Origin of the sequence: Prevotella sp. kh1p2, assembly GCF_900111525.1 — a bacterium.
GTDB lineage: Bacteria > Bacteroidota > Bacteroidia > Bacteroidales > Bacteroidaceae > Prevotella.
The window spans coordinates 26,750-50,147 of sequence record NZ_FOHY01000005.1; the positions used below are offsets into that span (position 1 = coordinate 26,750).

Here is a 23,398-nt window from a genome sequence, read left to right on the forward strand (position 1 = left end):
CTTGTTTGTCGTTATGTCTGCCCTGCAGTCCAGACCGTTGCCGGCAACGCTGCCGGAGCTGTCTCCCTGCTATAGTTCGTAAACCTTGTTCTCTACAAATTGCGCCCATTCCATCGGTGTTTTCGACTTGTCGAAGGTCTGCCAGGGTATGGGTTTGCCTATCTTGACGGTAAAAGTCTTGTGCACGTTGCGGTACATCTCGTCGACCAGAAACAGCATGGCGATGTTCACCTTGAGGCCGAGGCGCTGCTGCCAGTTGGCTATACGGTAGAAGCGCATGGAGTTGCGGCCGCTGAAAAAGATGGGAACAACGTCGCGATGGTACTCTACGCTCTTGGAGATAAAGGTCTTTTTCCAGGGCAGGTCGTGTATCCGGCCGTTGATGAGACGCGAGTTCAGCCCCGCGGGAAACATGAGCATGTGGTTTTCACTCTGAAATCCGGTCTCCACCATGCGCGGGAAATCGCGGCCCTGTTTGCCCGTTTTGTTGATGCCTATGCTAACGGGCTTGAGCCCGGGGAGGTTGAGCAGCAGGTCGTTTACCAAGTAGCGGAACTTGCCGTCGTAATGACGGCCGATGATGGAGCCCAGCGCCACGCCGTCTTCACCGCCCAGGGGGTGATTGGAAACGAAGGTATAGAGCTTGCCGTTGTCCTTGGGCGGCAGGTTTTCACGGCCGTGGATGTCGAGCGTCATGTCCAGATAGCGCACGCACTCGGTGAGCCATTCGGTGCCGGTAAGGTGCCGGCTCTCCCACAGAAAACGGTTTACTTCGTCCTCATGGACGATGTGTTTGAGCCAATTCACGGCAAAGCGGGGGACGTACTTGCGCTTGTCGCCCATTTTACTTTTCAAGATTTGGTCAATGTCAATCGTTTTCTCTATCGCTTCACCCATTCTTCTGAAAATACTAACAATGTGCAAAAATAGCATAACTTTTTTGAATATGCTACATTCTGACATAAAAATGTTTGCTTTTTCATAATTTTGTAGCATCCCCGGTTATTACTCCGCAATTTGTCAACAACAGGGAGGAAGGGTGGCTGAACGCTGCAACGGGAAGCCGAATATCGGTTATCGGGAAGATGAGAAGACTGCTGCAGGAGGAAAAATAACCGCTAACAAACTTTACATTGGTTAAAATTCAGCGCGTTTTTACGGCTAACCGGCAAGGGAAACCCAAATAAGTGGGCAAACAGCAACGTTTTTCCGAAATCTGCAAAAACAGCCCATTTCATCGTGATTTCCATGCTCCGTTTCTCCCGAAAACCAACTTTTTGGCCCTTATCTGGCAGCAACGGCAACGCTGAAGCTATGGTTCAAGCAGCCCGAAGCATACCTTCAAGCGCCCCGGAGCATAGCTTTTACCGCCTCGAACGAGATAACCGGCGGTGCCAAAAGCATGCTTTCGGGCCGCGATTTGCCATCAACGGAGGTGGGAAAAGCCATTCTCTGCACCCCGAAAGCAGCCAAACAACTGCTTTGAACAGCTGTTTCAAAGAAATAATATTTTGAAATTTATTGAGTTTCTTCCCAACTCCGCCCACGCTGCCCCATGCCCCCTTGCCAACTGTCTGTAGCGAGAAAAACGACTGAAGGAATAAAAATTGTGGAGAAAAGTGGTGGAATGTGGGGAATTTTATGTATCTTTGACGCCGTAAATCTTGTTATTAAATATGTACGTATGCGTTTTTTAGGGAACATAGAGGCCAAAACAGACACCAAGGGAAGGGCTTTCCTGCCCGCTGCTTTCCGCAAGGTGCTCGGCGCGCAGGGCGAGGTGAGCCTCGTGATGCGCAAGGACGTGTTCCAGCCTTGTCTGGTTCTGTACCCCGAATCGGTATGGAACGAGCAGATGGACACCCTGCGCAGCCGCCTGTCGCGATGGAACGCAGCCGAACAGCAGATATTCCGCCAGTTCGTATCCGACGCAGAACTCATTGCCCTCGACGGCAACGGCAGGTTCCTCATACCCAAACGCTACCTCAAGATGGCCGGCATCGGGCAGAGCGTAAAGTTCATCGGCATGGGTGATACCATCGAGATTTGGAGCAACGAGAACACAGAAGACCCGTTCCTGGCGCCCGAGGCGTTTAGCAAAGCCATAGAAGGCGCCATGCAGCAGGCCGACAGGCAGCCCGAAAACAGCTGCGACAACCTCTAACGAACCACCACATCATGGCCAAGACAGCAGAAACATACCACGTTCCGGTACTCCTTAGGGAGAGCGTAGACGGGCTCAACATCCGCCCCGGCGGCGTTTATGTTGACGTTACCTTCGGTGGTGGCGGCCACTCGCGCGAGATATTCAGCCGCCTCAGCGGCAACGCCCGCCTCTTCAGCTTCGACCAAGATGCGGACGCGGAAGCGTTGCTGGGTGATGGGTGTTGGGTGATGGGTGATAATGGCATGAAGGATGAAAAGCCAACCACCAACACCCATCACCCATCACCTAACACCCGAATTCCATCACCCCAGTTCACCTTCATCCGCTCCAACTTCAGGTACCTCAAGAACTGGACGCGGTACTACGGAGTGGAACAGATAGACGGACTGCTGGCCGATTTGGGCGTGTCGAGCCACCACTTCGACGACGAGACGCGCGGCTTCTCGTTCCGTTTCGACGCCCCGCTCGACATGCGGATGAACAAAGGGGCGGGCATGACGGCGGCCGACATTGTGAACACATACGACGAAGAGGCGCTGGCAGACGTCTTCTACCTGTACGGCGAGCTGAAAAACTCGCGCCGCATAGCCGCTGCTCTCGTCAAGGCACGCCAGCAACAGGCCATAGCAACCACGCAGGACTTCATGCACGCAGTGGAGCCTCTGTTCAGGCGCGAACGCGAGAAGAAAGACATGGCCAAGCTGTTCCAGGCCCTGCGCATAGAGGTTAACCACGAGCTGAGCGCTCTGAAGGAAATGCTTGGCGCGGCCACGGAGCTGTTGGCGCCGGGCGGAAGGCTGTCGGTTATCACCTACCACTCGCTCGAAGACCGCATCGTGAAGAACTTCATGCGGGCCGGCAACGCCGAGGGCAAAATAAGCCAGGACTTCTTTGGCCGCGTGGAGACGCCCTTCAGCCTCGTGAACAGCAAGGTGATAGTGGCCGGAACGGATGAGGTGGAGCGCAACCCGCGCAGCAGGAGCGCCAAACTTAGAATAGCAGAAAAGAAATGAACGGGAAAGAACAAGATACAACTCCTAAGCTCGTGGTAACCGGCAAGCAGGAACCACAGCAGACGGAACAGCCGCAGGAGGCTCCCCGGGAGGAGCAGCCAGCCGTGGATGAGGGCCCCACGCTGCAGGAAATCATACAAGAACAGGCCACGGAGGGCGAGGCGCCGCAGTCGTCTAACTTCACTCTGCGCAAGATCTTGGGTGGCGACATCCTCACGACGAGCACCATCCGCCACCAGATTTGGCTGGTGCTGCTCATCGCCTTCTTCCTCATCATCTACATCTCCAACCGTTACAGCTGCCAGCAGGACCTCATCGAGATTGACAAACTGCAGAAGGAGCTGCAGGATGCCAAGTATAAAGCCCTCTCAACGAGCAGTCAGCTGACGGAGAAGAGCCGCGAGAGCAACGTGCTCGACATGCTGCAGAACAACAAGGACAGCGTACTGCACATTGCAGACCAGCCCCCTTACATCATTAATGTACCCGAAACAAAATGAGTAAGTTTGACTATAAGAAGGTAATGCCACGCTACAGCTTCATCGCAATCATCATGACGCTGCTGGCAGTAACCGTGATGGCCAAGACGCTATACACCATGACAGCCAAGCGCGACTACTGGATGAAGGTGGCCGACCGCGTGAAGAAGGACAGCGTAAGCGTGAAACCTACGCGCGGCAACATCCTGAGCTGCGACGGACAGCTCATGGCCAGCTCGCTGCCCGAGTTCAAGATGTTCATGGACTTCAGTACGCTGAGAGACGTAAGCGACTCACTCTGGAAGGCCAAGGTCGACTCCGTGTGCCTCTGCCTGAGCCAGATTTTCCCCGAAAAGTCGGCCGGCGACTTCAAACGTCACCTCATGGAGGGCTACAACAAGCGCAGCCGGCACTGGCCGGTGTGGCCCCGCCGCGTAGACTACAATACCTATACGGAGGTCAAGGCACTGCCGGTATTCAACCTGCGGCCCTACAAGGGCGGCTTCCACATTGAGGAGAACGACGCCCGCCAGCGCCCCTACGGTTCGCTGGCCAGCCGTACCGTGGGCACCATGTTCGGTTCCAAGGACTCTGCCCGCTTCGGTCTGGAGCTCTCGTACGACTCCATCCTCCGCGGCACCAACGGCATCATCCATCGCCGCAAGGTGCTCAACAAGTTCCTCGACATCATGGACACGCCGCCCATTGACGGTGCCGACATCGTTACAACCATAGACGTTGACATGCAGGACCTGGCCGAGCGCTCCGTCATCGACGAGCTGAAGCTCATCAACGGCAACGTGGGCGTGGCCATCGTCATGGAGGTCAAGACCGGCGATATCAAGGCCATAGTGAACATGGAGAAGTGTATCGACGGCGAATACCGCGAGGTGAAGAACCACGCCGTGAGCGACCTGCTGGAGCCGGGCTCCGTTTTCAAGCCCGTGTCTATCATGGTTGCGCTCGAAGACGGCGTGGTAGATACCTCGTATGTGGTGGAGACAGGCTCGGGCGTGTGGCCCATGTACGGCCGCCAGATGAAGGACTGGAACTGGCGTCGTGGCGGTTACGGCACCATGAGACTGCCCCGGACGCTGGAGGTGAGCTCCAACGTGGGCGTTAGTCGCATCATCGACGACCACTACCACAACAATCCGGAGAAGTTCGTGCGCGGCGTTTACCGCACCGGTATTGCCTCCAACCTACGCATTCCGCTCGTTGGTTCCACCCCGGCCAAGATACGCATACCCAAGAAAGCCAAGAACGGACAATGGCTCAACTGGAGTAACACGGCGCTGCCGTGGATGAGCATCGGCTACGAAACGCAGGTTCCGCCCATCTCAACGCTCACTTTCTACAACGCCATAGCCAACAACGGCCGCATGATGCGCCCCCGTTTCGTGAAGCAAGTGCTCAAAGACGGCAAGGTGATGATGGAATATCCGCCCGAGGTTGTGCCCGGGCATGAGCAGATTTGCAGCCAGAAGACCGTCAAGCTCATGCAGACCATGCTCTACCATGTGGTGAGCCAGGGCCTTGGAAAGAAGGCCGGGTCGCCCTCCTTCAAGGTAGCAGGCAAGACGGGAACGGCACAGATATCGCAGGGAGCAGGCGGTTACAAGGCCGGCGGCACGCATTACCTGCTGAGTTTTGCCGGTTACTTCCCGGCCGATAACCCGAAGTACAGCTGCATAGTGTGCATTCAGAAGTCGGGACTGCCCGCTTCCGGCGGCGGCATGAGCGGCGTGGTGTTCCACAATATCGCAGAAGGCATCATGGCACAGAACATCAAGCTGGCCGTGAGTGATGCCCGCGACTCCTCTTCGGTGCTCGTTCCCGACGTGAAGGACGGCAACATCCTGGCTGCCGACTACGTGCTTACGCACCTCGGCATCAATACCAACACGGGCTGGAGCGGCTCTTATACCGACGGAAATCCCATCTGGGGGCGCGCCGAACGCAAGGAGAAGGCCATCAGCCTGATGCGGGAAAAAGTCTACGGCCGCCGACAGATACCCAACGTAACGGGCATGGGAGCCCGCGATGCGGTGTATCTCATCGAGAGCCGGGGCGTAAGGGTGAGGCTGCAAGGCCGCGGCAAGGTGGTGAAACAGAGCCTGGAACCGGGCCACACCATCAAGAAGGGCGAGGTTTGTGCCCTGCTATTGGAATAAAAAACATAAAGAAACAAGATATGAAATTAAACGAATTGCTCAAGAACATCAAGCCTCTCGCCACGGCAGGAGACATGGATGTCGATGTGACCGGTGTGAATATCGACTCGCGCCGCATTGCTGGCGGGCACCTGTTCGTGGCCATGAAGGGCACGCAGGTTGACGGTCACAAGTTCATTCCGAAAGCCATTGCGGCGGGAGCAAAGTCTATTCTGTGCGAAGACATGCCCACCGAAAAGCAGCCGGGCGTAACTTACGTGCAGGTGGAATCAACCGAAGACGCGGTTGGAAAGGTGGCCACGCTCTTCTGCGGCGACCCTTCGCGCAAGCTGAAGCTGGTCGGCGTGACCGGCACTAACGGCAAGACAACCATCGCCACCTTATTATATAGTATGTTCCGAAAGATGGGTTACAAGTGCGGACTGCTCTCCACAGTGTGCAACTACATTGAGGACGAGGCCATACCGACCGACCACACCACCCCCGACCCTATCGAGCTGAACGAGCTCCTGGGCCGGATGGTGGCGGCAGGATGCGAGTACGCCTTCATGGAGTGTTCCTCTCACGCCATTGCCCAGAAGCGTATCGGCGGACTGAAGTTTGCCGGCGGCATCTTTACTAACCTCACCCGAGACCATCTGGATTACCACAAGACGTTCGAAAACTACCGCAACGCAAAGAAAGCCTTCTTCGATTCGCTGCCCAAGGATGCCTTTGCCATCACCAATGCTGATGACAAGAACGGCATGTTCATGGTACAGAACACCAAGGCGACGGTGAAGACCTACTCCACCCGAAGCATGGCCGATTACCGTGCCCGGATACTGGAATGCCACTTCGAGGGCATGTATCTGGAGCTCGACGGCCACGAAGTAGGCGTGCAGTTCATAGGAAGGTTCAACGTGAGCAACCTGCTCGCCGTTTACGGAGCTGCCCGCATGCTGGGCAAGGAGCCCCAGGAAATACTCGTGGTGATGAGCACCCTGCACAGCGTAAACGGCCGGCTGGAGCCTATCCGCTCGCCCCAGGGCTACACGGCCATCGTAGATTACGCCCACACTCCCGACGCTCTGGAGAACGTACTCAATGCCATTCACGAGGTGCTCAACGGCAAGGGGCAGGTCATCACCGTGTGCGGAGCCGGCGGCCACAGAGACAAAGGCAAGCGTCCGCTCATGGCCCAGGAAGCCGTTAGGCAGAGTGACAAGGTCATCCTGACAAGTGACAACCCCCGGGACGAGGAACCCCAGGCCATCATCGACGACATGCTGGCCGGCCTCAACGCCCAGCAGAGAAAGAAAGTGCTCACCATCGTCGACCGCCGGGAAGCCATCCGCACGGCCTGCATGCTCGCCCAGAAGGGCGACGTGATACTGGTGGCGGGCAAGGGTCACGAAACCTATCAGGAAATAAACGGCGTGAAGCACCACTTCGACGACCATGAAGTCATCAAATCCATCTTCGGCGAGGCTTGAAACTGAACCTACCTAACGAACAAAAGCAACCGAAAGCAAATGTTATACTATCTTTTCAGATTCTTAGAACAATACGGCATCAGCGGCTCCCACATGTGGGGATACATCTCCTTCAGGGCATTGCTGGCGCTCATTCTTTCCCTGGTAATCTCTGCCTGGTTCGGAGAAAAGTTCATCAAATACCTCCGCAGCAAGCAGATAACGGAGACCCAGCGCGACGCGAGCATCGACCCCTTCGGCATCAACAAGATTGGCGTGCCCTCCATGGGCGGCATCATCATCATCGTAGCCATACTGGTGCCGGTGCTGCTGCTGGGCCGTTTGCGCAACATCTACCTCATCCTGATGATTATCACCACCGTTTGGCTCGGCTTTCTCGGTGGAATGGACGATTATATCAAAATCTTCCGCCGCAACAAGGAGGGCCTGAAGGGCAAGTACAAGATTGTGGGCCAGGTGGGCATAGGCCTCATCGTAGGCCTCGTGCTCTGGGCTTCGCCCGACGTGAAGATGAACGAGAACCTCGCCATAGAGCGCCAGGGACAGGAGATGGTCATCAAACACAGGGCCGTGGCACACAAGTCACTCAAGACCACCATTCCCTTTGTAAAGGGTCACAACCTTGACTATTCGCGCCTGATGGGCTTCTGCGGCAAGTACAAAACAGCCGCCGGATGGGTGCTCTTCGTCATTATGACGATACTGGTGGTAACGGCCGTGAGCAACGGAGCTAACCTGAACGACGGCATGGACGGCATGTGCGCCGGCAACTCGGCCATAATAGGCGTGGCGCTGGGCATATTGGCCTACGTGAGTTCGCACATTGAGTTCGCTGCCTACCTTAATATCATGTACATACCGGGCTCCCAGGAGCTGGTTGTGTTCATGTGCGCATTCGTCGGAGCACTCATAGGCTTCCTCTGGTACAATGCTTATCCGGCCCAGGTATTCATGGGCGACACCGGTTCTCTTACCATTGGAGGCATCATCGGCGTGGGCGCCATCATCATTCATAAGGAGCTGCTGCTGCCCATCTTGTGCGGAATATTCTTCGTAGAGAGCCTGAGCGTAATCGTTCAGGTATGGTATTACAAGATGGGAAAGCACCGAGGCGTGAAGCAGCGCATCTTCAAGCGCACCCCCATTCACGACAACTTCCGCACCCAGGACAACCAGTTGGACCCCGAATGCACGTACCTCGTCAAGGCGCCCCGCAGCGTTGTGCACGAGTCGAAGATAACTATCAGGTTCTGGATTACGACCATCATCCTGGCCGCCCTCACCATCATTACGCTTAAAATAAGGTAAACATGAAGAGAATCGTCATATTGGGAGCCGGCGAGAGCGGAGCCGGTGCAGCCGTACTGGCTAAGAAAGAAGGGTTCGACGTGTTCGTATCAGACACGTCGATGATAAAGGACAGGTACAAGCAACTGCTCGATGCCCACCACATAGCATGGGAGGAAGGCCGCCACACCGAAGCGTTGATACTCAACGCCGACGAAGTTATCAAGAGCCCCGGCATTCCGAAGGAGGCGCCGATGGTGCAGAAGCTGCTGGCACAGGGAACCCACATCGTCAGCGAGATTGAGTTCGCAGGCCGCTACACCCACTCCAAGATGGTGTGCATAACGGGCAGCAACGGCAAGACTACCACCACCTCGCTCATTTACCACATATTCAAGGCGGCCGGATACGACGCCGGACTGGCCGGCAACATTGGCAAGAGCCTGGCCCTGCAGGTTGCAGAAGAGCCCCACGAGTACTACATCATCGAGCTGAGCTCGTTCCAGCTGGACGACATGTACGACTTTAGGGCCAACATCGCCATCCTGCTCAACATCACGCCCGACCACCTGGACCGCTACGACTTCGAGTTCCAGAAGTACGTGGACGCCAAGATGCGCATCATTCGCAACCAGACTCCGGAGGACAGCTTCATCTATTGGAACGACGACCCCGTCATCAAGCGCCAGCTCGACAAGTACGACATCAAGGCCGTGCAGTGCCCCTTCTCCGAACTGAAGGAGAAAGGCAGCATTGGCTACATTGAGGAGGGACAGTACAAACTCGAGTATCCTACCCCCTTCAACATGGAGCAGGAGGAGCTCTCTCTTACCGGTAAGCACAACATATACAACTCTCTGGCCGCCGGACTTGCCTCCAACATAAGCGGCATAAAGAAAGAAACAATACGCCGCAGTCTGAGCGATTTCCCCGGCGTTGAGCACCGGCTGGAGAAGGTGTGCAAGGTAGCGGGCGTGCAGTACATCAACGACTCCAAGGCCACCAACGTGGATGCGTGCTGGTATGCGCTCGAGAGCATGCGCACGCCCACCATACTCATACTGGGCGGCAAGGACAAGGGCAACGACTACAGCGCCATTCGCGACCTGGTGAAGCAGAAGTGCGTGGGCCTTGTTTACCTGGGGGCAGACAACACGAAGCTGCACAACTCGTTCGACGACCTGGGCCTGCCCGTGCGCGACGTGCACAGCATGAAGGACTGCGTGCAGGCCTGCTACGAGATGGCACGCCCCGGCCAAACCGTGCTGCTCTCACCCTGCTGCGCCAGCTTCGACCTCTTCAGGAACATGGAAGACCGCGGCGAACAATTCAAGAACCTCGTCAGAAACCTGTAACGAATGATAAACAAGACTTTAGGAAACATCTTCAAGGGCGACAAGGTGATATGGATGGTGTTCTTCTTCCTCTGTATCATCAGCGTGGTAGAGGTGTTCTCGGCCTCCAGCTCGCTGTCCTACAAGGGCGGCAACTACTGGAGTCCGGTGCTCAAGCACTGCAGTATCCTGCTGGTGGGCGTGTTCAGCATGGTGGTGGTACTCAACGTAAAGTGCAAGTACTTCAAGATACTTACGCCCTTCCTGCTCATCATCTCGTTCCTTACCCTTATCTGGGTGCTCATAGCGGGGCAGTCTACCAACGGCGCCCAGCGCTGGATCAACTTCGTTGGCATACAGTTCCAGCCCTCGGAGATAGCCAAGGGAACCATGGTGCTGGCCGTAGCGCAGATACTGAGTGCCATGCAGACCGAGAACGGTGCCGACCGCAACGCCTTCAAGTACATACTCATAACGTGCGCGGCCATCATACCCTGGATTCTGCTCGAGAACTTCTCTACCGCCGCCCTGCTGTGCCTGGTCATCCTCATGATGATGATTATAGGCCGCGTGCCGTTCTCGCAGATAGGCCGACTGCTGGGTGTGGTGATGCTGCTTGGCGTCTTCGCCCTCGTCATGATTATGGCCATAGGCGGCGAGGAACAGAAACCCAACGCCAACCGCCAGCTTACGGAGCAGGTGGTCGTGGAACGGGAGAAGCCCGGAGCGCTGGAGAAGGTGTTCCACAGGGCCAGCACGTGGAAGTCGCGCATACTATCCTTCATGGACGACAAGAACATACCGCCCGACTCGGTCGACCTTGACAAGGACGGACAGGTGGCCCACGCCAACATTGCCATAGCCTCGTCGAACATCGTGGGCAAAGGTCCGGGCAACTCGGTGGAGCGCGATTTCCTCTCTCAGGCATTCTCCGACTTCATCTATGCCATCATTATTGAGGAGACGGGGGTGGAGGGCGCCTTCTTCGTAGCCATGCTCTACATCATCCTCCTCTTCCGAACGGGGCGCATAGCCAACCGCTGCGAGAACAACTTCCCGGCCTTCCTGGCCATGGGGCTGGCGCTGCTGCTGGTTACGCAGGCCCTGTTCAACATGTGCGTGGCCGTGGGGCTGGCCCCCGTAACGGGGCAGCCGCTGCCGCTGGTGAGCAAGGGCGGCACCTCCACCATCATCAACTGCATCTACGTAGGCGTTATCCTGAGCGTGAGCCGCTCGGCCGCCAAGAAGCAGGACCTGCCCGAGCAAGAAACCGGCAGCGGAGCACTGGCTCCGGCATAGCTATCGGTCAAGGGCCTTGGAGGTGCCGGTCAAGGGGCTTGAAGGTATCGTTCAGGGAGCTTGAAGGGCACCTCTTTCGGAACGCCCCGTGGCAGGCGGTTCCGGCGCAGTTGTCAGGCAACGGGTCTGAACAGCCCCCGGGCTTTTGAAAAGCAAACCAATAAAAAGCGCAAAAAGTTACCGAATAAGAAAAATTTTGATTACTTTTGCCCAGATAAAAGGTATAAGAAATGGAGAACGACTTGAGAATCATCATCAGCGGAGGCGGCACGGGAGGCCACATCTTTCCGGCCATATCCATTGCCAACGCCATCAAGGCGCGGCGTCCTGATGCCAAGATACTGTTCGTGGGGGCACTGGGGCGCATGGAAATGCAGCGCGTGCCCGCCGCCGGATATGAAATCAAGGGGCTGCCCATCAGCGGTTTCGACCGCAAGCACCTGCTGCGCAACGTGGCCGTACTGTTCAAGGTATGGAAGAGCCAGCGCATGGCGCGCCGCATAGTGGCCCAGTTCAGGCCTATGGCAGCCGTGGGCGTAGGCGGCTATGCCAGCGGCCCAACGCTCAACGTGTGCGCCGCCAAGGGCATTCCCTGCCTCATCCAGGAACAGAACTCCTACGCCGGCGTAACCAACAAGCTGCTGGCCAAGAAGGCCGACAAAATCTGCGTGGCCTATCAGGGCATGGAGCGCTTCTTCCCGGCCGATAAAATCGTAATGACCGGAAACCCCGTGCGCCAGAACGTACTCAACGCCACCGTGAGCCCGCAGGAGGCCCGCAGGCTCTTCGATCTGGACCCGGAGCAGAAGACGATACTGCTCGTAGGCGGCAGCCTGGGCGCCGGAACCATCAACGAGAGCATGCTGCAGCACCTGGACACCATAGCCGCCAGTCCGGTGCAGTTCATCTGGCAAACCGGCAAATACTACAACGAGGCCGTTAACAGGCAGCTGGCCGAACGCGCCCCGCTGACCAACCTGAAGGTTCTCGACTTCATCAGCGACATGGGAGCGGCCTATCGCGCCGCCGACCTGGTTATCAGCCGCGCCGGCGCCAGCAGCATCTCGGAGTTCTGCCTCATCGGTAAGCCCGTCATCCTGGTGCCCAGTCCCAACGTGGCCGAAGACCACCAGACCAAGAACGCCATGGCACTGGTTGACAAGGATGCCGCCATCTACGTAAAAGACAGCGAGGCCCCGGCCGTGCTGTTGCAACGGGCGCTGGACACGGTGACCAACGACGCCAAGCTCGCTTCTTTAAGCGAAAACATCAAAAAGCTCGGATTTCAGAATTCGGCAGAAATCATTGCCGACGAAGTTATCAAATTAGCACAGAACAATGGAACTCAAAGACATTAAATCAGTCTACTTTGTAGGAGCCGGAGGCATCGGGATGAGCGCGCTCGCCCGTTACTTCATACACAAAGGCTTCGTAGTGGCAGGTTACGACAAGACACCAACCGCACTGACCCGCCAGCTGGAAAAAGAAGGCATGATACTGCATTACGAGGAGAACGTGGACGAGATTCCCCACGCCTGTCGCGACCCCCGGTCGTGCCTCGTCATCTATACGCCGGCCGTGCCGGCCGAACACAAGGAGCTGCTCTACTTCCGGTCAGGCGGCTTCGAGATAGAGAAACGTGCCCAGGTTCTGGGCACTCTGACGCGCTCGCACAAGGGTTTGTGCGTGGCGGGAACCCACGGCAAGACCACCACCTCTGCCATGTGTGCCCACATCCTGCACCAAAGCCACGTGGACTGCAACGCCTTTCTGGGCGGCATCTCCAAGAACTACGGCACCAACTACATACTGAGCGACGCGAGCGACTACGTGGTCATTGAGGCCGACGAGTTCGACCGCTCCTTCCACTGGCTGCGCCCGTGGATGACGGTCATCACCGCCACCGACCCCGATCACCTCGACATCTACGGCACCAAGGAGGCTTACCTGGAGAGTTTCCGCCACTACACGGAGCTCATTCAGCCCGGCGGCGCCCTCATCCTGCACAAGGGGCTGGAGATGAAGCAGCACGTACAGCAGGGCGTAAAGGTGTACGAATACAGCCGAGACGATGGAGACTTCCACGCGGAGAACATCAGGATAGAGGACGGAGAAATCAGTTTCGACTTCATCTCGCCCCTGGGCAATGTCACGGGCGTGGAACTCGGCCAGCCCGTTCCCATCAACATAGAGAACAGCGTGGCTGCCATGGCCATGGCGCAGCTGAGCGGCTGCACGGCCGAGGAACTCAGGTACGGCATGTCGACCTACCATGGCGTGGAGCGCCGGTTCGACTTCAAGATAAAGACCGATAAGCTGGTGTTCCTCTCCGACTATGCTCACCACCCCAAGGAGATATACCAGAGCGCCCGCAGTATCCGCGAGCTGTACCGCAACCGCAGGATTACGGCCATCTTCCAGCCGCATCTCTACACCCGCACCCGCGACTTCTACAAGGACTTTGCCGATGCGTTGAGCCAGCTCGACGAGGTAATCCTCTGCGACATCTACCCCGCCCGCGAGGCTCCCATACCGGGCGTAACGAGCCGGCTCATATACGACAACCTGAAGCCAGGTGTGGAGCGGAGCCTCATCCACAAGGAAGACGTGCCCCAACTGGTAAAGAGCCGCGACTTCGACGTGCTCATCGTGCTGGGCGCGGGCGACCTTGACAACTACGTGCCGCAGATAACCAAGATTCTGGAAAGCAAGTAAAATGCACATCAACTGGCGAAAAACCGTAACCGTAATGCTTGATGTAGTGCTCGGAGCCTACGTGATAGCCGGCCTCACCGCGTTCAACAAACCCGATGATACGGCCCGTATATGCACCAAGGTGAGCATCGACATCCAGGACGAAACCACCAACGGCTTCATCAATACGCGCGAGATAAAGGCGCGCCTGGAACGCAGCAAGCTCTATCCGCTGGGCAAACCGATGGGCTATGTCAGCTCGCGAGCTATCGAGGAGACGCTGCGCAGGAGCCCCTTCGTGAAGACCGCAGAGTGCTACAAGACGCAGGACGGCCACGTGCACATCACCCTCACGCAGCGCACTCCCATCGTTCGGATTAAAGCAAGCAACGGAGACGACTACTACATAGACGACAACAACCAGATTATGCCTAACTCGCACTACACCTCCGACTTAATCATAGCGACCGGAAACATCAACAAGTGGTTCGCCGAAAACTATGTGTCGGTGCTCGCCTCCACGCTCATGGCAAGCAACCTGTGGCGCAATCAGATAGAACAAGTGAACATTCTGCCCGACCGAAGCGTGGAACTCATTCCCCGGGTAGGCAACCACATCGTGAACATAGGCACCATGCCGGAGAGCAGAAACAAGGCAGAACGCAGCAAACTCATAGCCCAATTCACCCAAAACAAGATGGACCGGCTGGAGAAATTCTATAAGTACGGCCTCTCGCAAGCCGGCTGGAACAAGTACTCCTACATCAATCTGGAGTTCGACAACCAGATTATATGCAAGAAAAGAAGTTTGAATTGATAATGAAATAATAACGTATGGCAAAGGAATTTATAGTAGCTATTGAACTGGGATCGTCGAAGATAACCGGCGTAGCAGGTAAGAAGAACCTCGACGGCAGCATTACCATCCTGGCTGTTGCAAAGGAGGATTCCACCCAATACATACGCAAGGGTGTGGTCTACAATATTGACAAGACCGTAGTCAGCCTAACCAGCATCGTCAAGAAGTTGGAAACAGCCCTTAAAACCAAGATTGCACACGTCTATGTGGGCGTTGGCGGCCAGTCTATCCGCAGTGTGAAGAACGTCATTGTGAAAGATCTGCCGGCCGACACCATCGTTACCCAGACCATGATTAACGAGCTGATGGACGCCAACCGCAACATGACGTACCCCGAACAGGAGATACTCGACGCCACCATTCAGGAGTACAAGGTCGACAACCAGTACCAGCTCGACCCCGTGGGCATACAGTGCAACAGGCTGGAAGGCAACTTCCTGAACATTCTCTGGCGCAAAGCTTACTACCGTAACCTCAACAAATGCCTCGAAACGGCAGGCCTGGCCATAGCCGACCTGTACATTGCACCGCTGGCACTGGCCGACAGCGTGCTCACCGAAACCGAGAAGCGCGGCGGCTGCATGCTCGTAGATTTGGGCGCCGACACCACCACCGTGTCCGTCTACTTCAAGAACATACTGCGCCATCTCAGCGTGATACCGCTCGGAAGCAACAACATTACCAAGGACATTGCCTCTCTGCAAGTGGACGAGGCGCGTGCCGAAGAGATGAAACTCAAGTACGCCAGCGCCTTTACTCCTAACGACGACATCGACAATACACTCACTTATCCCATCGACCAGGACCGCAACGTGGAGAGCAGAAAGTTCATCGACATCGTCGAAGCACGAGTAGAAGAGATTGTGGAGAACGTCTGCGCGCAGGTTCCCAACGAGTACAGCGACAAGCTCTTGGGTGGAATCATCCTCACGGGCGGCGGCTCCAACCTCAAGAACATTGAGCGCGCATTCACCAACCGCACGCATATAGGCAAGATACGGACGGCGAAGTTCGTCTCTGAACCGGTCAATTCAAACCATGCTGACATCACCTCGCACGACGGAACCATGAATACAATCCTCGGACTGCTCATCAAGGGCGACATGAACTGCGCCGGCAGCGAGATTACCAACGACCTCTTTGAGGCCGGAACGCAGAAACCGGCAGCCCCGCTGACCGACATCCACCAGAAGCCGCGCACCATTACGGAGACCGCCGGCAGCGGAGTGGTGCTCACAGAGGCCGAGAAACAGAAGGCCGAAGAGGAGGAACGCCGCCGCAGACTCGAAGAAGAGGAAGCCCGCCGCAGGGCAGAAGCCGAGGAGGAAGAGCGCATAGCCCGCGAAAAACGCGAGAACAGCGTGTGGCACAAGGCATGGGGCGTGCTCAAGAAGTTCGGCAAGGACGTCATCTCCGAAGAATAACAAAACCGTACATCCAACAAGACAATAAACACTACAGATTATGGCAGACAGCAATAAACCTACAATACTCGACTTCGGTGAGCCCGAGAAGGAAGACAGCATCATCAAGGTCATAGGAGTTGGCGGTGGCGGCGGCAACGCCGTGAACCACATGTACCGCGAAGGCATACACGATGTGAGCTTCGTGCTCTGCAATACCGACAAGCAGGCACTCGACGACAGCCCTGTGCCCGTGCACCTGCAGCTCGGCAAGGAGGGACTGGGAGCCGGCAACAAGCCCGCCCGCGCCCGCCAAGCTGCAGAGGACACGATAGGCGACATACACGACATGCTGGCCGACGGAACCAAGATGGCCTTCATCACCGCAGGCATGGGCGGCGGCACCGGCACCGGAGCAGCCCCCGTGATAGCCCGCGTGAGCAAGGAACTGGGCATCCTCACCGTGGGCATTGTCACCATTCCCTTCCGCTTCGAGGGCGACAAGAAGATTGACCAGGCACTCGACGGCGTCGAGGAAATGGCCAAACACGTCGACGCGCTCCTCGTTATCAACAACGAAAGGCTGCGCGAGATATACCCCGAACTCTCCGTTCTCAACGCCTTTGCCAAGGCCGACGACACCCTCAGCATTGCCGCCAAGAGCATTGCCGAAATCATAACAACCCACGGACTCATCAACCTCGACTTCAATGATGTTAAGACCGTGCTCAAAGACGGGGGCGTAGCCATCATGAGCACCGGCTACGGCGAGGGCGAAGGCCGTGTGAAGAAAGCCATCGAGGACGCACTGAACTCGCCGCTGCTCAACGACAACGACATCTACAACTCCAAGAAGATACTGCTCAGCATCGCCTTTGCCAGCGAGAAGAAGAACCAGGAGAACACCGGCCTCATGATGGACGAGATGAACGATGTGAACGACTTCATGGCCAAGTTCGGCAGCGATTTCGAAATCAAATGGGGCATCGCCATCGACCCGGAGCTCGACAAGAAGGTCAAGGTAACCATCCTCGCCACCGGCTTCGGTATCGAAGACGTCGACGGAATGAACAGTCACCTGGGCAAGAAGCACACCCAGGAGGAGGCCGACCGCATTGCTCAGGAGGAAGAGAAGGCCGCCGAAAGGCAGGACCGCCGCAACCGCTACTACGGCAAAGACTCCAACAACACGCAGTACAAGCGCCGCCCGCACATCTTCCTCTTCCGCCCCGAAGACCTTGACAACGAGGACGTAATCCTGGCTGTTGAGAACACGCCCACCTACAAGCGCACCCGGCAGATGCTGGAGGAAATACGCAAGCAGGCTTCGGGCGAAGCAGGAGACGACGAGAAGGACAAGAATGAACCCGTGCAGGGCGTCATCAGCTTTGCATAAAATATAGGAGAAACCAACATGTCACTATTTGAAACCATCAGCGAAGACATCAAGGCGGCCATGAAGGCACGCGACAAAGTGCGCCTGGAGACGCTGCGCAACATCAAGAAGGTGTTCATCGAGGCCAAGACAGCACCCGGAGCAAACGACACCCTGGAAGATGCCGCCGCCCTGAAGATACTGCAGAAACTGGCCAAACAGGGCAAGGAGACCGCTGCCACCTACACCGCAGCCAACCGCCAGGACCTGGCCAACGAGGAGCTGGCGCAGGTTCAGGTCATCGAAGAATATCTGCCCAAGCCGCTCAGCGAGGCCGAAATAGAGCAAGCCGTCAAGGAGATAATCGCCCAGACCGGCGCATCAACCATGAAAGACATGGGGCGCGTAATGGGCATGGCAAGCAAGCAGCTGGCCGGCAAGGCCGACGGCAGCACCATCTCCAAGATAGTCAGGCAGCTGCTTTCATAGCAGCCGCACAGCCACACCACTATCCCCGGCCGGAGACAGCATAGTTTCCGTCCGGGGATTTTTCATCTCCTACATTTCGGTTTATAACGGCTGTTCGTCCGTAATTCAACCTCTTGTTTGCTGAAAGTGTTCTCTTTTGTATATGTCAGCTGCCCGCCTGCTGCTTTCATGCTACTGCATACAGACCCTCTAAAGTCGATTTTCTGCCGGTCGATGTAAGCTCCAGAATGCCAATTTAGCCTTTTACCGCTATCCTTATATAGCTGTGGATGACCTCGGAGAGGTCGACTTGTCAGGTAACCGCATGCCGAGGAGGCCGCGTAGCGACCGAGTTGGCATGCGGATATGCTGCTGATAGCGGCCCGTCTCCGGAGGAGACGCCCTTACACTGCATGCCATCAGGCACGATGCAGGGCGACCCCGCTGGGGTCGAACAATCTGTGTAGGCCTATATCCGCATGACAAGTCGTCCGCTACGCGTCCTCTCTGTCATGCGGTTACATGAATGTACGACCTCTCCGAGGTCGTGATTTAGCTGCTGAAAATGCGCTGCCGCGCCGCCAGTTTGTTTCTAAAGTCTCAGTAACAGCCTATGTATTAAGGCCAAATTGGCAAAGAGTTTCCATCAAAACCTACACCCCCTGCAATAGAAATCATCCTCGTCCAAATTGTGAATTGTGAATGATGAATTGTGAATTAGCTGCCTGCGGCCTGCAAAATCATCCCCTCCCAAATTGTGAATTGTGAATGATGAATTGTGAATTAGCTGCCTGCAGCCTGCAAAATCATCCCCTCCCAAATTGTGAATTGTGAATGATAAATTGTGAATGAGCTGCCTGCAGCTTGCAAAATCATCCCCTCCTAACCTCCCCTTTCTAAGGGGAGGATACGCTGGCGCCCACAAGCAGACACCAATTACCTACTTTTATAAATATAGCAAAAAGACAAACTGGTATCCTCCCCTTGGAAAGGGGAGGCGGAGGAGGGGATGATGAACGGCAGGATTGATAACATTCTGTCAACACAACGAATACAAAAAACACACATTATCCGCTCTTATGAAAGAGCGGAAAAAAGAAAAGAATATCACAAAAAGCGCCCTCCGCCAATCCTAAATACAAGTATTTGATAGTCAATTACTTACAAGGAAAACTGCAAAAGGTATCATTCAAGCCCCCCGAATGGCATCTTCAGCCCCCTTGAACGTATCATTCAACGAGCCCGAAGCATAGCTCCGGGAAAAACATTGTAAACAAGCCGGCCCGCTACTCAAAAAGTTCGCGCAGCACGGGGAGCGACTTCAGCTCGGGAAAGCCGGGCACGTGGAGGCGATAGTAGTCGAGGATGAGCTCGGTGCAGCGGTTGCGCTCGGCGCGCGTCATGACGAAGAGGTGCATCGACTCGTAGTTCATGCGCATGAGCAACCCTATCTTGGCCGACTCCTGCGGGCTGAGATAGTCGGGATGCAGAGGCGGAAGCGTGGAGAAAATGCCGTTGCGCAGGTCGAAGAAATCGCCGCTCCGATAGTCTTCCAGATTGGGAAAGAAGCCGATGAAGCGCGAGAGCCGCATCATGAACACAAGGTGGAAGTTGGCAAAACTGCGCACCGTGGCGTCGAGCCAGCGCACACTGCTCTCCACGTACTGGTAGAGGGGCAGGTCCTGCTGTTCGTCGCGCGTGCTGTAAAGCAGGAATTCGGCGATGAAGAGCGATATGGTTAGCTTGTAAGGATGGAACGGTATGGAGCCGAAGGGCTGGCGGATGCACGCGTCGGTAATGCGCTGCAGGGTTACGCGGGGGCGGCTGTCGTAGGTTATCTCGAGAATGGTAAGGGGCTGGAAGAGCTGCTTCTTGAGCTTTCCCTTGGCGGTTTTGGCCAGCCGGCAGATAAAGGAGACGCGCCCCGACTGCTCGGTCAGCATGTCGACTATGACCTGCGAGTCGCTGTATTTGAGCGACCTGAGCACGATGGCGTTTGTCCGTATCAGCATGGCTCGTTGTGTTTGGAGTTTAAAACCAAGCAAAAATACGAAAAAAGAAGCACACACGGAAAATTTTATTCATAATATTTGGCCATTCGGATAAAAACCTATAACTTTGCACCCGCAATTCGAGACGACGGTCCCTTCGTCTATCGGTTAGGACGAGAGATTTTCATTCTCTAAAGAGCAGTTCGACTCTGCTAGGGACTACCATAATGAAATAAAAGTATAAAACAGAGATGGCAAATCACAAATCAGCACTTAAGAGAATCCGTCAGACCAAGACCCGGACTCTGCATAACAAGTACTACGCCAAGACAATGCGTAATGCAGTTCGCAAGCTCCGCGCAACTACTGACAAGGACGAGGCAGTAAAGCTGTACCCCGCCGTACAGAAAATGTTGGATAAGTTGGCTAAGACCAACATCATTCACAAGAACAAGGCCGCAAACTTGAAGTCAAGTCTGTGTCTGCATATCAGCAAGCTGGGCTAATATAGCCTCTTTTGCATCGCATACTGAAGGCCGTTATCCGCAAGGATGACGGCCTTTAAGCGTTTGCGGGGGTTAGTCGTGGTAGTATCCCCCACCCTTGCCGTGAGCCTGCAGCCAAGGTTCGGCCGCCTGGTAGCGTATCTTGTAGGCCGCTCCGGAGTGGTTGCGGGCCGGGCCTATCACCACTATCCAGCCGTCGATGAAGCCCGCGTTGCCCACATACAGCTCTCCGGGGCCGGCTGCCTCCATAGGCAGGTCGGCGCGGAACTGCCACATCAGCTGCTTGACTTGCGCCTCGCTGCAGCTGAAAATCTCGGCTGCAGTGATGCGGTGGCCGTCCTTCTTGCTGAACGAAGCGCAGTCTTCGCTTATCCATGTCACCGAGTCACGGTCGGTAATGACGGACTGGAAGGTTACACACTGGGGGTCTTCAAAGCTCCAGGTTATCTCTACCTTGCGGCTGCCGCGGTCGGTCTGGGTCAGGAACTGCATCGCACTGCGCTTCAGCAGGTCCTTGAAGAGCATGCCATCCATCGCTCCCGGCGATTCAATCTCCAGCACTCCGCATATCCACTCGCGTACGGAACGCATCACGGCGGCACTGCCCTCGACGGGAAAATCTACCTGGGCATCGAACGAGGCGGCGCCTTCGGTACGGCTGTAGCCGAAGTCGGTTACGCCGAAAGCAGCTGCCCCTTTCACCGGGAGGGCGAACCGCACAAAGAGAAAGATGGTTATGCAAACGGCCGGAAAATTCATATCTACCTGCAAAGGTAGTAAAAACAAGCCGTAAAGCAGGCCGCTTTTTGGCATTTTTAGCACCTAAAAGTTTCGACGAATGGCGATTTTTTAGTAACTTTGCATACTAATCATTTTGAAAAAAGCAAATGGCAGAAAATCAGAACATTGAGAATAATTACTCGGCCAGTAACATCCAGGTCCTGGAAGGGCTTGAAGCCGTGCGCAAACGCCCGGCTATGTACATTGGCGACATCAGCGAAAAGGGATTGCACCACCTGATAAACGAGACCGTCGACAACTCTATCGACGAGGCCATGGCAGGTTTTTGCCACAACATCGAGGTAACTATCAACCCCGACAACTCGGTAACAGTAGAGGATGACGGCCGTGGTATTCCCGTTGATGAGCACAAGAAGCTGCACAAGTCGGCTCTGGAAGTCGTGATGACGGTGCTCCACGCCGGAGGAAAGTTCGACAAGGGTTCTTACAAAGTGTCTGGAGGACTGCACGGAGTGGGCGTAAGCTGCGTGAACGCACTGTCCTCGCACATGACGTCTCAGGTGTTCCGCGACGGCAAAATCTATCAACAGGAATACGAAAAGGGCAAGCCCCTGTATGCTGTCAAGGTGGTGGGAACTACCGACAAGCGCGGTACGCGGCAGCAGTTCTGGCCCGATGCCACCGTTTTTACTACCACCACGTTCCAGTGGGACATTGTGGCACGCCGCATGCGTGAGCTGGCCTACCTCAATGCAGGCATCAAGATAACGCTCACCGACCTGCGTTCGGACGCCGAGGGCAAAACCCGGCAGGAGGTGTTCCATGCCAAGGACGGGCTCAAGGAGTTCGTTCGCTATGTTGACCGCCACCGTAACCACCTCTTCGACGACGTTATCTACCTCAAGACCGAGAAGCAGGGCGTGCCCATCGAGGTAGCTATCATGTACAATACCGACTACTCCGAGAACATTCATTCTTACGTCAACAACATCAACACCATAGAAGGCGGCACCCACCTCACGGGCTTCCGCGCCGCACTCACCCGTGTGCTGAAGTCTTATGCCGATGCCGACCCCGTTATATCCAAGCAGATTGAGAAGGCCAAGATAGAGATTGCAGGCGAAGACTTCCGCGAGGGACTCACCGCCGTGATATCCATCAAGGTGGCCGAACCGCAGTTCGAGGGCCAGACAAAGACCAAGCTGGGCAACAGCGAAGTAGCAGGAGCCGTGCAGCAGGCCGTGGGCGAGGCGCTCACCTACTATCTGGAGGAGCATCCGGCAGAAGCTAAGAAGATATGCGAGAAGGTTGTTTTGGCCGCCACTGCACGTATTGCAGCCCGCAAAGCACGCGAGAGCGTACAGCGCAAGAGCGTGATGAGCGGCGGCGGACTGCCCGGCAAGCTGGCCGACTGCTCCAACAAGGACCCCAAGGACTGCGAAATCTTCCTCGTAGAGGGCGACTCTGCCGGCGGTTCTGCCAAGCAGGGACGCGACCGCTACACACAGGCCATCCTGCCGTTGCGCGGTAAGATACTCAATGTGGAGAAGGTGCAGTGGCACAGGGTGTTCGAGGCAGAGTCGGTGATGAACATCATCCAGTCCATCGGCGTGCGCTTCGGCGTAGACGGTGAGGACGACCGCGAGGCCAACATCGACAAGTTGCGCTACGACAAGATTATCATCATGACCGATGCCGACGTCGATGGCTCACACATTGACACCCTGATTATGACGCTGTTCTACCGCTTCATGCCAAAAGTTATCGAAGAGGGGCACCTCTACATTGCCACTCCACCGCTCTACAAGTGCTCCTACAAGAAGGTAAGTGAGTACTGCTACACCGAGCAACAGCGGCAGGCATTCATCGACAAGTATCTGGACGGCAACGATGATGACAAGCAGCTGCACACCCAACGCTACAAAGGTTTGGGCGAAATGAACCCCGAACAGCTCTGGGAAACCACCATGGACCCCAAAACCCGGCTGCTCAAGCAAGTCACAATAGAAAATGCAGCCGATGCCGACGAGATATTCTCCATGCTCATGGGCGATGACGTGGAACCCCGCCGCGAGTTTATCGAGCAGAACGCAACCTATGCCAACATCGATGCTTAACAATTCCTAATATCTT

At 55.9% G+C, this 23,398-nt stretch carries 19 protein-coding genes and 1 tRNA gene; 17 read left to right on the top strand and 3 right to left on the bottom strand.

Annotation, left to right across the window (positions count from 1 at the left end; genetic code table 11):
* Positions 1-69 precede the first annotated feature (69 nt).
* Positions 70-897 (bottom strand): glycerol acyltransferase, encoded by an 828-nt coding sequence (locus tag BMW31_RS04250; protein WP_091821529.1) that lies wholly within the window; start codon positions 895-897, stop codon positions 70-72.
* A gap of 787 nt (positions 898-1,684) precedes the next feature.
* On the opposite strand from BMW31_RS04250, the gene mraZ reads away from it, so the two are divergent.
* From mraZ to BMW31_RS04320, 14 genes are all read left to right on the top strand, one after another.
* Positions 1,685-2,164, top strand: coding sequence for a division/cell wall cluster transcriptional repressor MraZ (mraZ, locus tag BMW31_RS04255; RefSeq protein WP_091821532.1), 480 nt, complete (start codon positions 1,685-1,687; stop codon positions 2,162-2,164).
* Between the two features lie 14 nt (positions 2,165-2,178).
* Positions 2,179-3,180 carry a 16S rRNA (cytosine(1402)-N(4))-methyltransferase RsmH gene (rsmH, locus tag BMW31_RS04260; RefSeq protein ID WP_091821535.1) on the top strand — a complete coding sequence of 334 codons (1,002 nt, stop codon included), beginning with the start codon at positions 2,179-2,181 and terminating at the stop codon, positions 3,178-3,180.
* Positions 3,177-3,680 (top strand): FtsL-like putative cell division protein, encoded by a 504-nt coding sequence (locus BMW31_RS04265; RefSeq protein WP_177166269.1) that lies wholly within the window; start codon positions 3,177-3,179, stop codon positions 3,678-3,680. The genes rsmH and BMW31_RS04265 overlap by 4 nt, the downstream gene beginning before the upstream one ends.
* Positions 3,677-5,833 carry a penicillin-binding protein gene (locus tag BMW31_RS04270; RefSeq protein WP_091821538.1) on the top strand — a complete coding sequence of 719 codons (2,157 nt, stop codon included), beginning with the start codon at positions 3,677-3,679 and terminating at the stop codon, positions 5,831-5,833. Before BMW31_RS04265 ends, BMW31_RS04270 begins: the two co-directional genes overlap by 4 nt.
* A gap of 20 nt (positions 5,834-5,853) precedes the next feature.
* Positions 5,854-7,308: a UDP-N-acetylmuramoyl-L-alanyl-D-glutamate--2,6-diaminopimelate ligase gene (locus BMW31_RS04275; RefSeq protein ID WP_091821541.1), complete on the top strand. Its 1,455-nt coding sequence runs from the start codon at positions 5,854-5,856 to the stop codon at positions 7,306-7,308.
* A 39-nt stretch (positions 7,309-7,347) separates the two neighbouring features.
* A complete protein-coding gene (locus BMW31_RS04280) occupies positions 7,348-8,616 on the top strand; it encodes a phospho-N-acetylmuramoyl-pentapeptide-transferase (protein ID WP_091821544.1) in 1,269 nt (422 codons plus the stop codon).
* Between the two features lie 2 nt (positions 8,617-8,618).
* A complete protein-coding gene (murD, locus tag BMW31_RS04285) occupies positions 8,619-9,950 on the top strand; it encodes a UDP-N-acetylmuramoyl-L-alanine--D-glutamate ligase (protein ID WP_091821547.1) in 1,332 nt (443 codons plus the stop codon).
* Positions 9,951-9,953: 3 nt separating this feature from the next.
* Complete coding sequence (locus tag BMW31_RS04290) at positions 9,954-11,228, top strand: FtsW/RodA/SpoVE family cell cycle protein (protein WP_091821550.1); 1,275 nt, start codon at positions 9,954-9,956, stop codon at positions 11,226-11,228.
* 230 nt (positions 11,229-11,458) lie between these two features.
* On the top strand, positions 11,459-12,586 hold the full coding sequence (gene murG, locus BMW31_RS04295) for an undecaprenyldiphospho-muramoylpentapeptide beta-N-acetylglucosaminyltransferase (protein WP_091821553.1): 1,128 nt from the start codon (positions 11,459-11,461) through the stop codon (positions 12,584-12,586).
* Positions 12,567-13,943: a UDP-N-acetylmuramate--L-alanine ligase gene (murC, locus tag BMW31_RS04300; protein ID WP_091821556.1), complete on the top strand. Its 1,377-nt coding sequence runs from the start codon at positions 12,567-12,569 to the stop codon at positions 13,941-13,943. Before murG ends, murC begins: the two co-directional genes overlap by 20 nt.
* A gap of 1 nt (position 13,944) precedes the next feature.
* Positions 13,945-14,739 (top strand): cell division protein FtsQ/DivIB, encoded by a 795-nt coding sequence (locus BMW31_RS04305; RefSeq protein ID WP_091821559.1) that lies wholly within the window; start codon positions 13,945-13,947, stop codon positions 14,737-14,739.
* 17 nt (positions 14,740-14,756) lie between these two features.
* Positions 14,757-16,205, top strand: a complete 1,449-nt coding sequence (ftsA, locus tag BMW31_RS04310) for a cell division protein FtsA (RefSeq protein WP_091821562.1) — start codon at positions 14,757-14,759, stop codon at positions 16,203-16,205.
* Between the two features lie 40 nt (positions 16,206-16,245).
* The gene (ftsZ, locus tag BMW31_RS04315; RefSeq protein WP_091821565.1) at positions 16,246-17,580 is read left to right on the top strand and encodes a cell division protein FtsZ; all 1,335 of its coding nucleotides are present in this window, start codon (positions 16,246-16,248) and stop codon (positions 17,578-17,580) included.
* Between the two features lie 18 nt (positions 17,581-17,598).
* On the top strand, positions 17,599-18,048 hold the full coding sequence (locus BMW31_RS04320; protein ID WP_091821568.1) for a GatB/YqeY domain-containing protein: 450 nt from the start codon (positions 17,599-17,601) through the stop codon (positions 18,046-18,048).
* Between the two features lie 1,265 nt (positions 18,049-19,313).
* Here the strand turns inward: BMW31_RS04320 and recO are convergent.
* Entirely contained in the window at positions 19,314-20,039 is a 726-nt protein-coding gene (recO, locus tag BMW31_RS04325) for a DNA repair protein RecO (RefSeq protein ID WP_091821570.1), read from the bottom strand.
* A 129-nt stretch (positions 20,040-20,168) separates the two neighbouring features.
* On the opposite strand from recO, the gene BMW31_RS04330 reads away from it, so the two are divergent.
* Both BMW31_RS04330 and rpsT read left to right on the top strand, forming a co-directional pair.
* Positions 20,169-20,243 (top strand) — tRNA-Glu (locus BMW31_RS04330).
* 26 nt (positions 20,244-20,269) lie between these two features.
* Positions 20,270-20,524, top strand: coding sequence for a 30S ribosomal protein S20 (gene rpsT, locus BMW31_RS04335; protein ID WP_091821573.1), 255 nt, complete (start codon positions 20,270-20,272; stop codon positions 20,522-20,524).
* Positions 20,525-20,596: 72 nt separating this feature from the next.
* Here the strand turns inward: rpsT and BMW31_RS04340 are convergent, their stop codons facing one another.
* The gene (locus tag BMW31_RS04340) at positions 20,597-21,283 is read right to left on the bottom strand and encodes a hypothetical protein (RefSeq protein WP_091821576.1); all 687 of its coding nucleotides are present in this window, start codon (positions 21,281-21,283) and stop codon (positions 20,597-20,599) included.
* A 128-nt stretch (positions 21,284-21,411) separates the two neighbouring features.
* Between BMW31_RS04340 and gyrB the strand changes: the two genes are divergently transcribed.
* The gene (gene gyrB, locus BMW31_RS04345; RefSeq protein ID WP_091821578.1) at positions 21,412-23,382 is read left to right on the top strand and encodes a DNA topoisomerase (ATP-hydrolyzing) subunit B; all 1,971 of its coding nucleotides are present in this window, start codon (positions 21,412-21,414) and stop codon (positions 23,380-23,382) included.
* Positions 23,383-23,398: the final 16 nt, after the last annotated feature.

Coding starts and splice junctions, on each gene's coding strand:
- BMW31_RS04250 (WP_091821529.1), bottom strand. CDS start 897: ATGGGTGAAGCGATAGAGAAAACGATTGACATTGACCAAATCTTGAAA.
- mraZ (WP_091821532.1), top strand. CDS start 1,685: ATGCGTTTTTTAGGGAACATAGAGGCCAAAACAGACACCAAGGGAAGG.
- rsmH (WP_091821535.1), top strand. CDS start 2,179: ATGGCCAAGACAGCAGAAACATACCACGTTCCGGTACTCCTTAGGGAG.
- BMW31_RS04265 (WP_177166269.1), top strand. CDS start 3,177: ATGAACGGGAAAGAACAAGATACAACTCCTAAGCTCGTGGTAACCGGC.
- BMW31_RS04270 (WP_091821538.1), top strand. CDS start 3,677: ATGAGTAAGTTTGACTATAAGAAGGTAATGCCACGCTACAGCTTCATC.
- BMW31_RS04275 (WP_091821541.1), top strand. CDS start 5,854: ATGAAATTAAACGAATTGCTCAAGAACATCAAGCCTCTCGCCACGGCA.
- BMW31_RS04280 (WP_091821544.1), top strand. CDS start 7,348: ATGTTATACTATCTTTTCAGATTCTTAGAACAATACGGCATCAGCGGC.
- murD (WP_091821547.1), top strand. CDS start 8,619: ATGAAGAGAATCGTCATATTGGGAGCCGGCGAGAGCGGAGCCGGTGCA.
- BMW31_RS04290 (WP_091821550.1), top strand. CDS start 9,954: ATGATAAACAAGACTTTAGGAAACATCTTCAAGGGCGACAAGGTGATA.
- murG (WP_091821553.1), top strand. CDS start 11,459: ATGGAGAACGACTTGAGAATCATCATCAGCGGAGGCGGCACGGGAGGC.
- murC (WP_091821556.1), top strand. CDS start 12,567: ATGGAACTCAAAGACATTAAATCAGTCTACTTTGTAGGAGCCGGAGGC.
- BMW31_RS04305 (WP_091821559.1), top strand. CDS start 13,945: ATGCACATCAACTGGCGAAAAACCGTAACCGTAATGCTTGATGTAGTG.
- ftsA (WP_091821562.1), top strand. CDS start 14,757: ATGGCAAAGGAATTTATAGTAGCTATTGAACTGGGATCGTCGAAGATA.
- ftsZ (WP_091821565.1), top strand. CDS start 16,246: ATGGCAGACAGCAATAAACCTACAATACTCGACTTCGGTGAGCCCGAG.
- BMW31_RS04320 (WP_091821568.1), top strand. CDS start 17,599: ATGTCACTATTTGAAACCATCAGCGAAGACATCAAGGCGGCCATGAAG.
- recO (WP_091821570.1), bottom strand. CDS start 20,039: ATGCTGATACGGACAAACGCCATCGTGCTCAGGTCGCTCAAATACAGC.
- rpsT (WP_091821573.1), top strand. CDS start 20,270: ATGGCAAATCACAAATCAGCACTTAAGAGAATCCGTCAGACCAAGACC.
- BMW31_RS04340 (WP_091821576.1), bottom strand. CDS start 21,283: ATGAATTTTCCGGCCGTTTGCATAACCATCTTTCTCTTTGTGCGGTTC.
- gyrB (WP_091821578.1), top strand. CDS start 21,412: ATGGCAGAAAATCAGAACATTGAGAATAATTACTCGGCCAGTAACATC.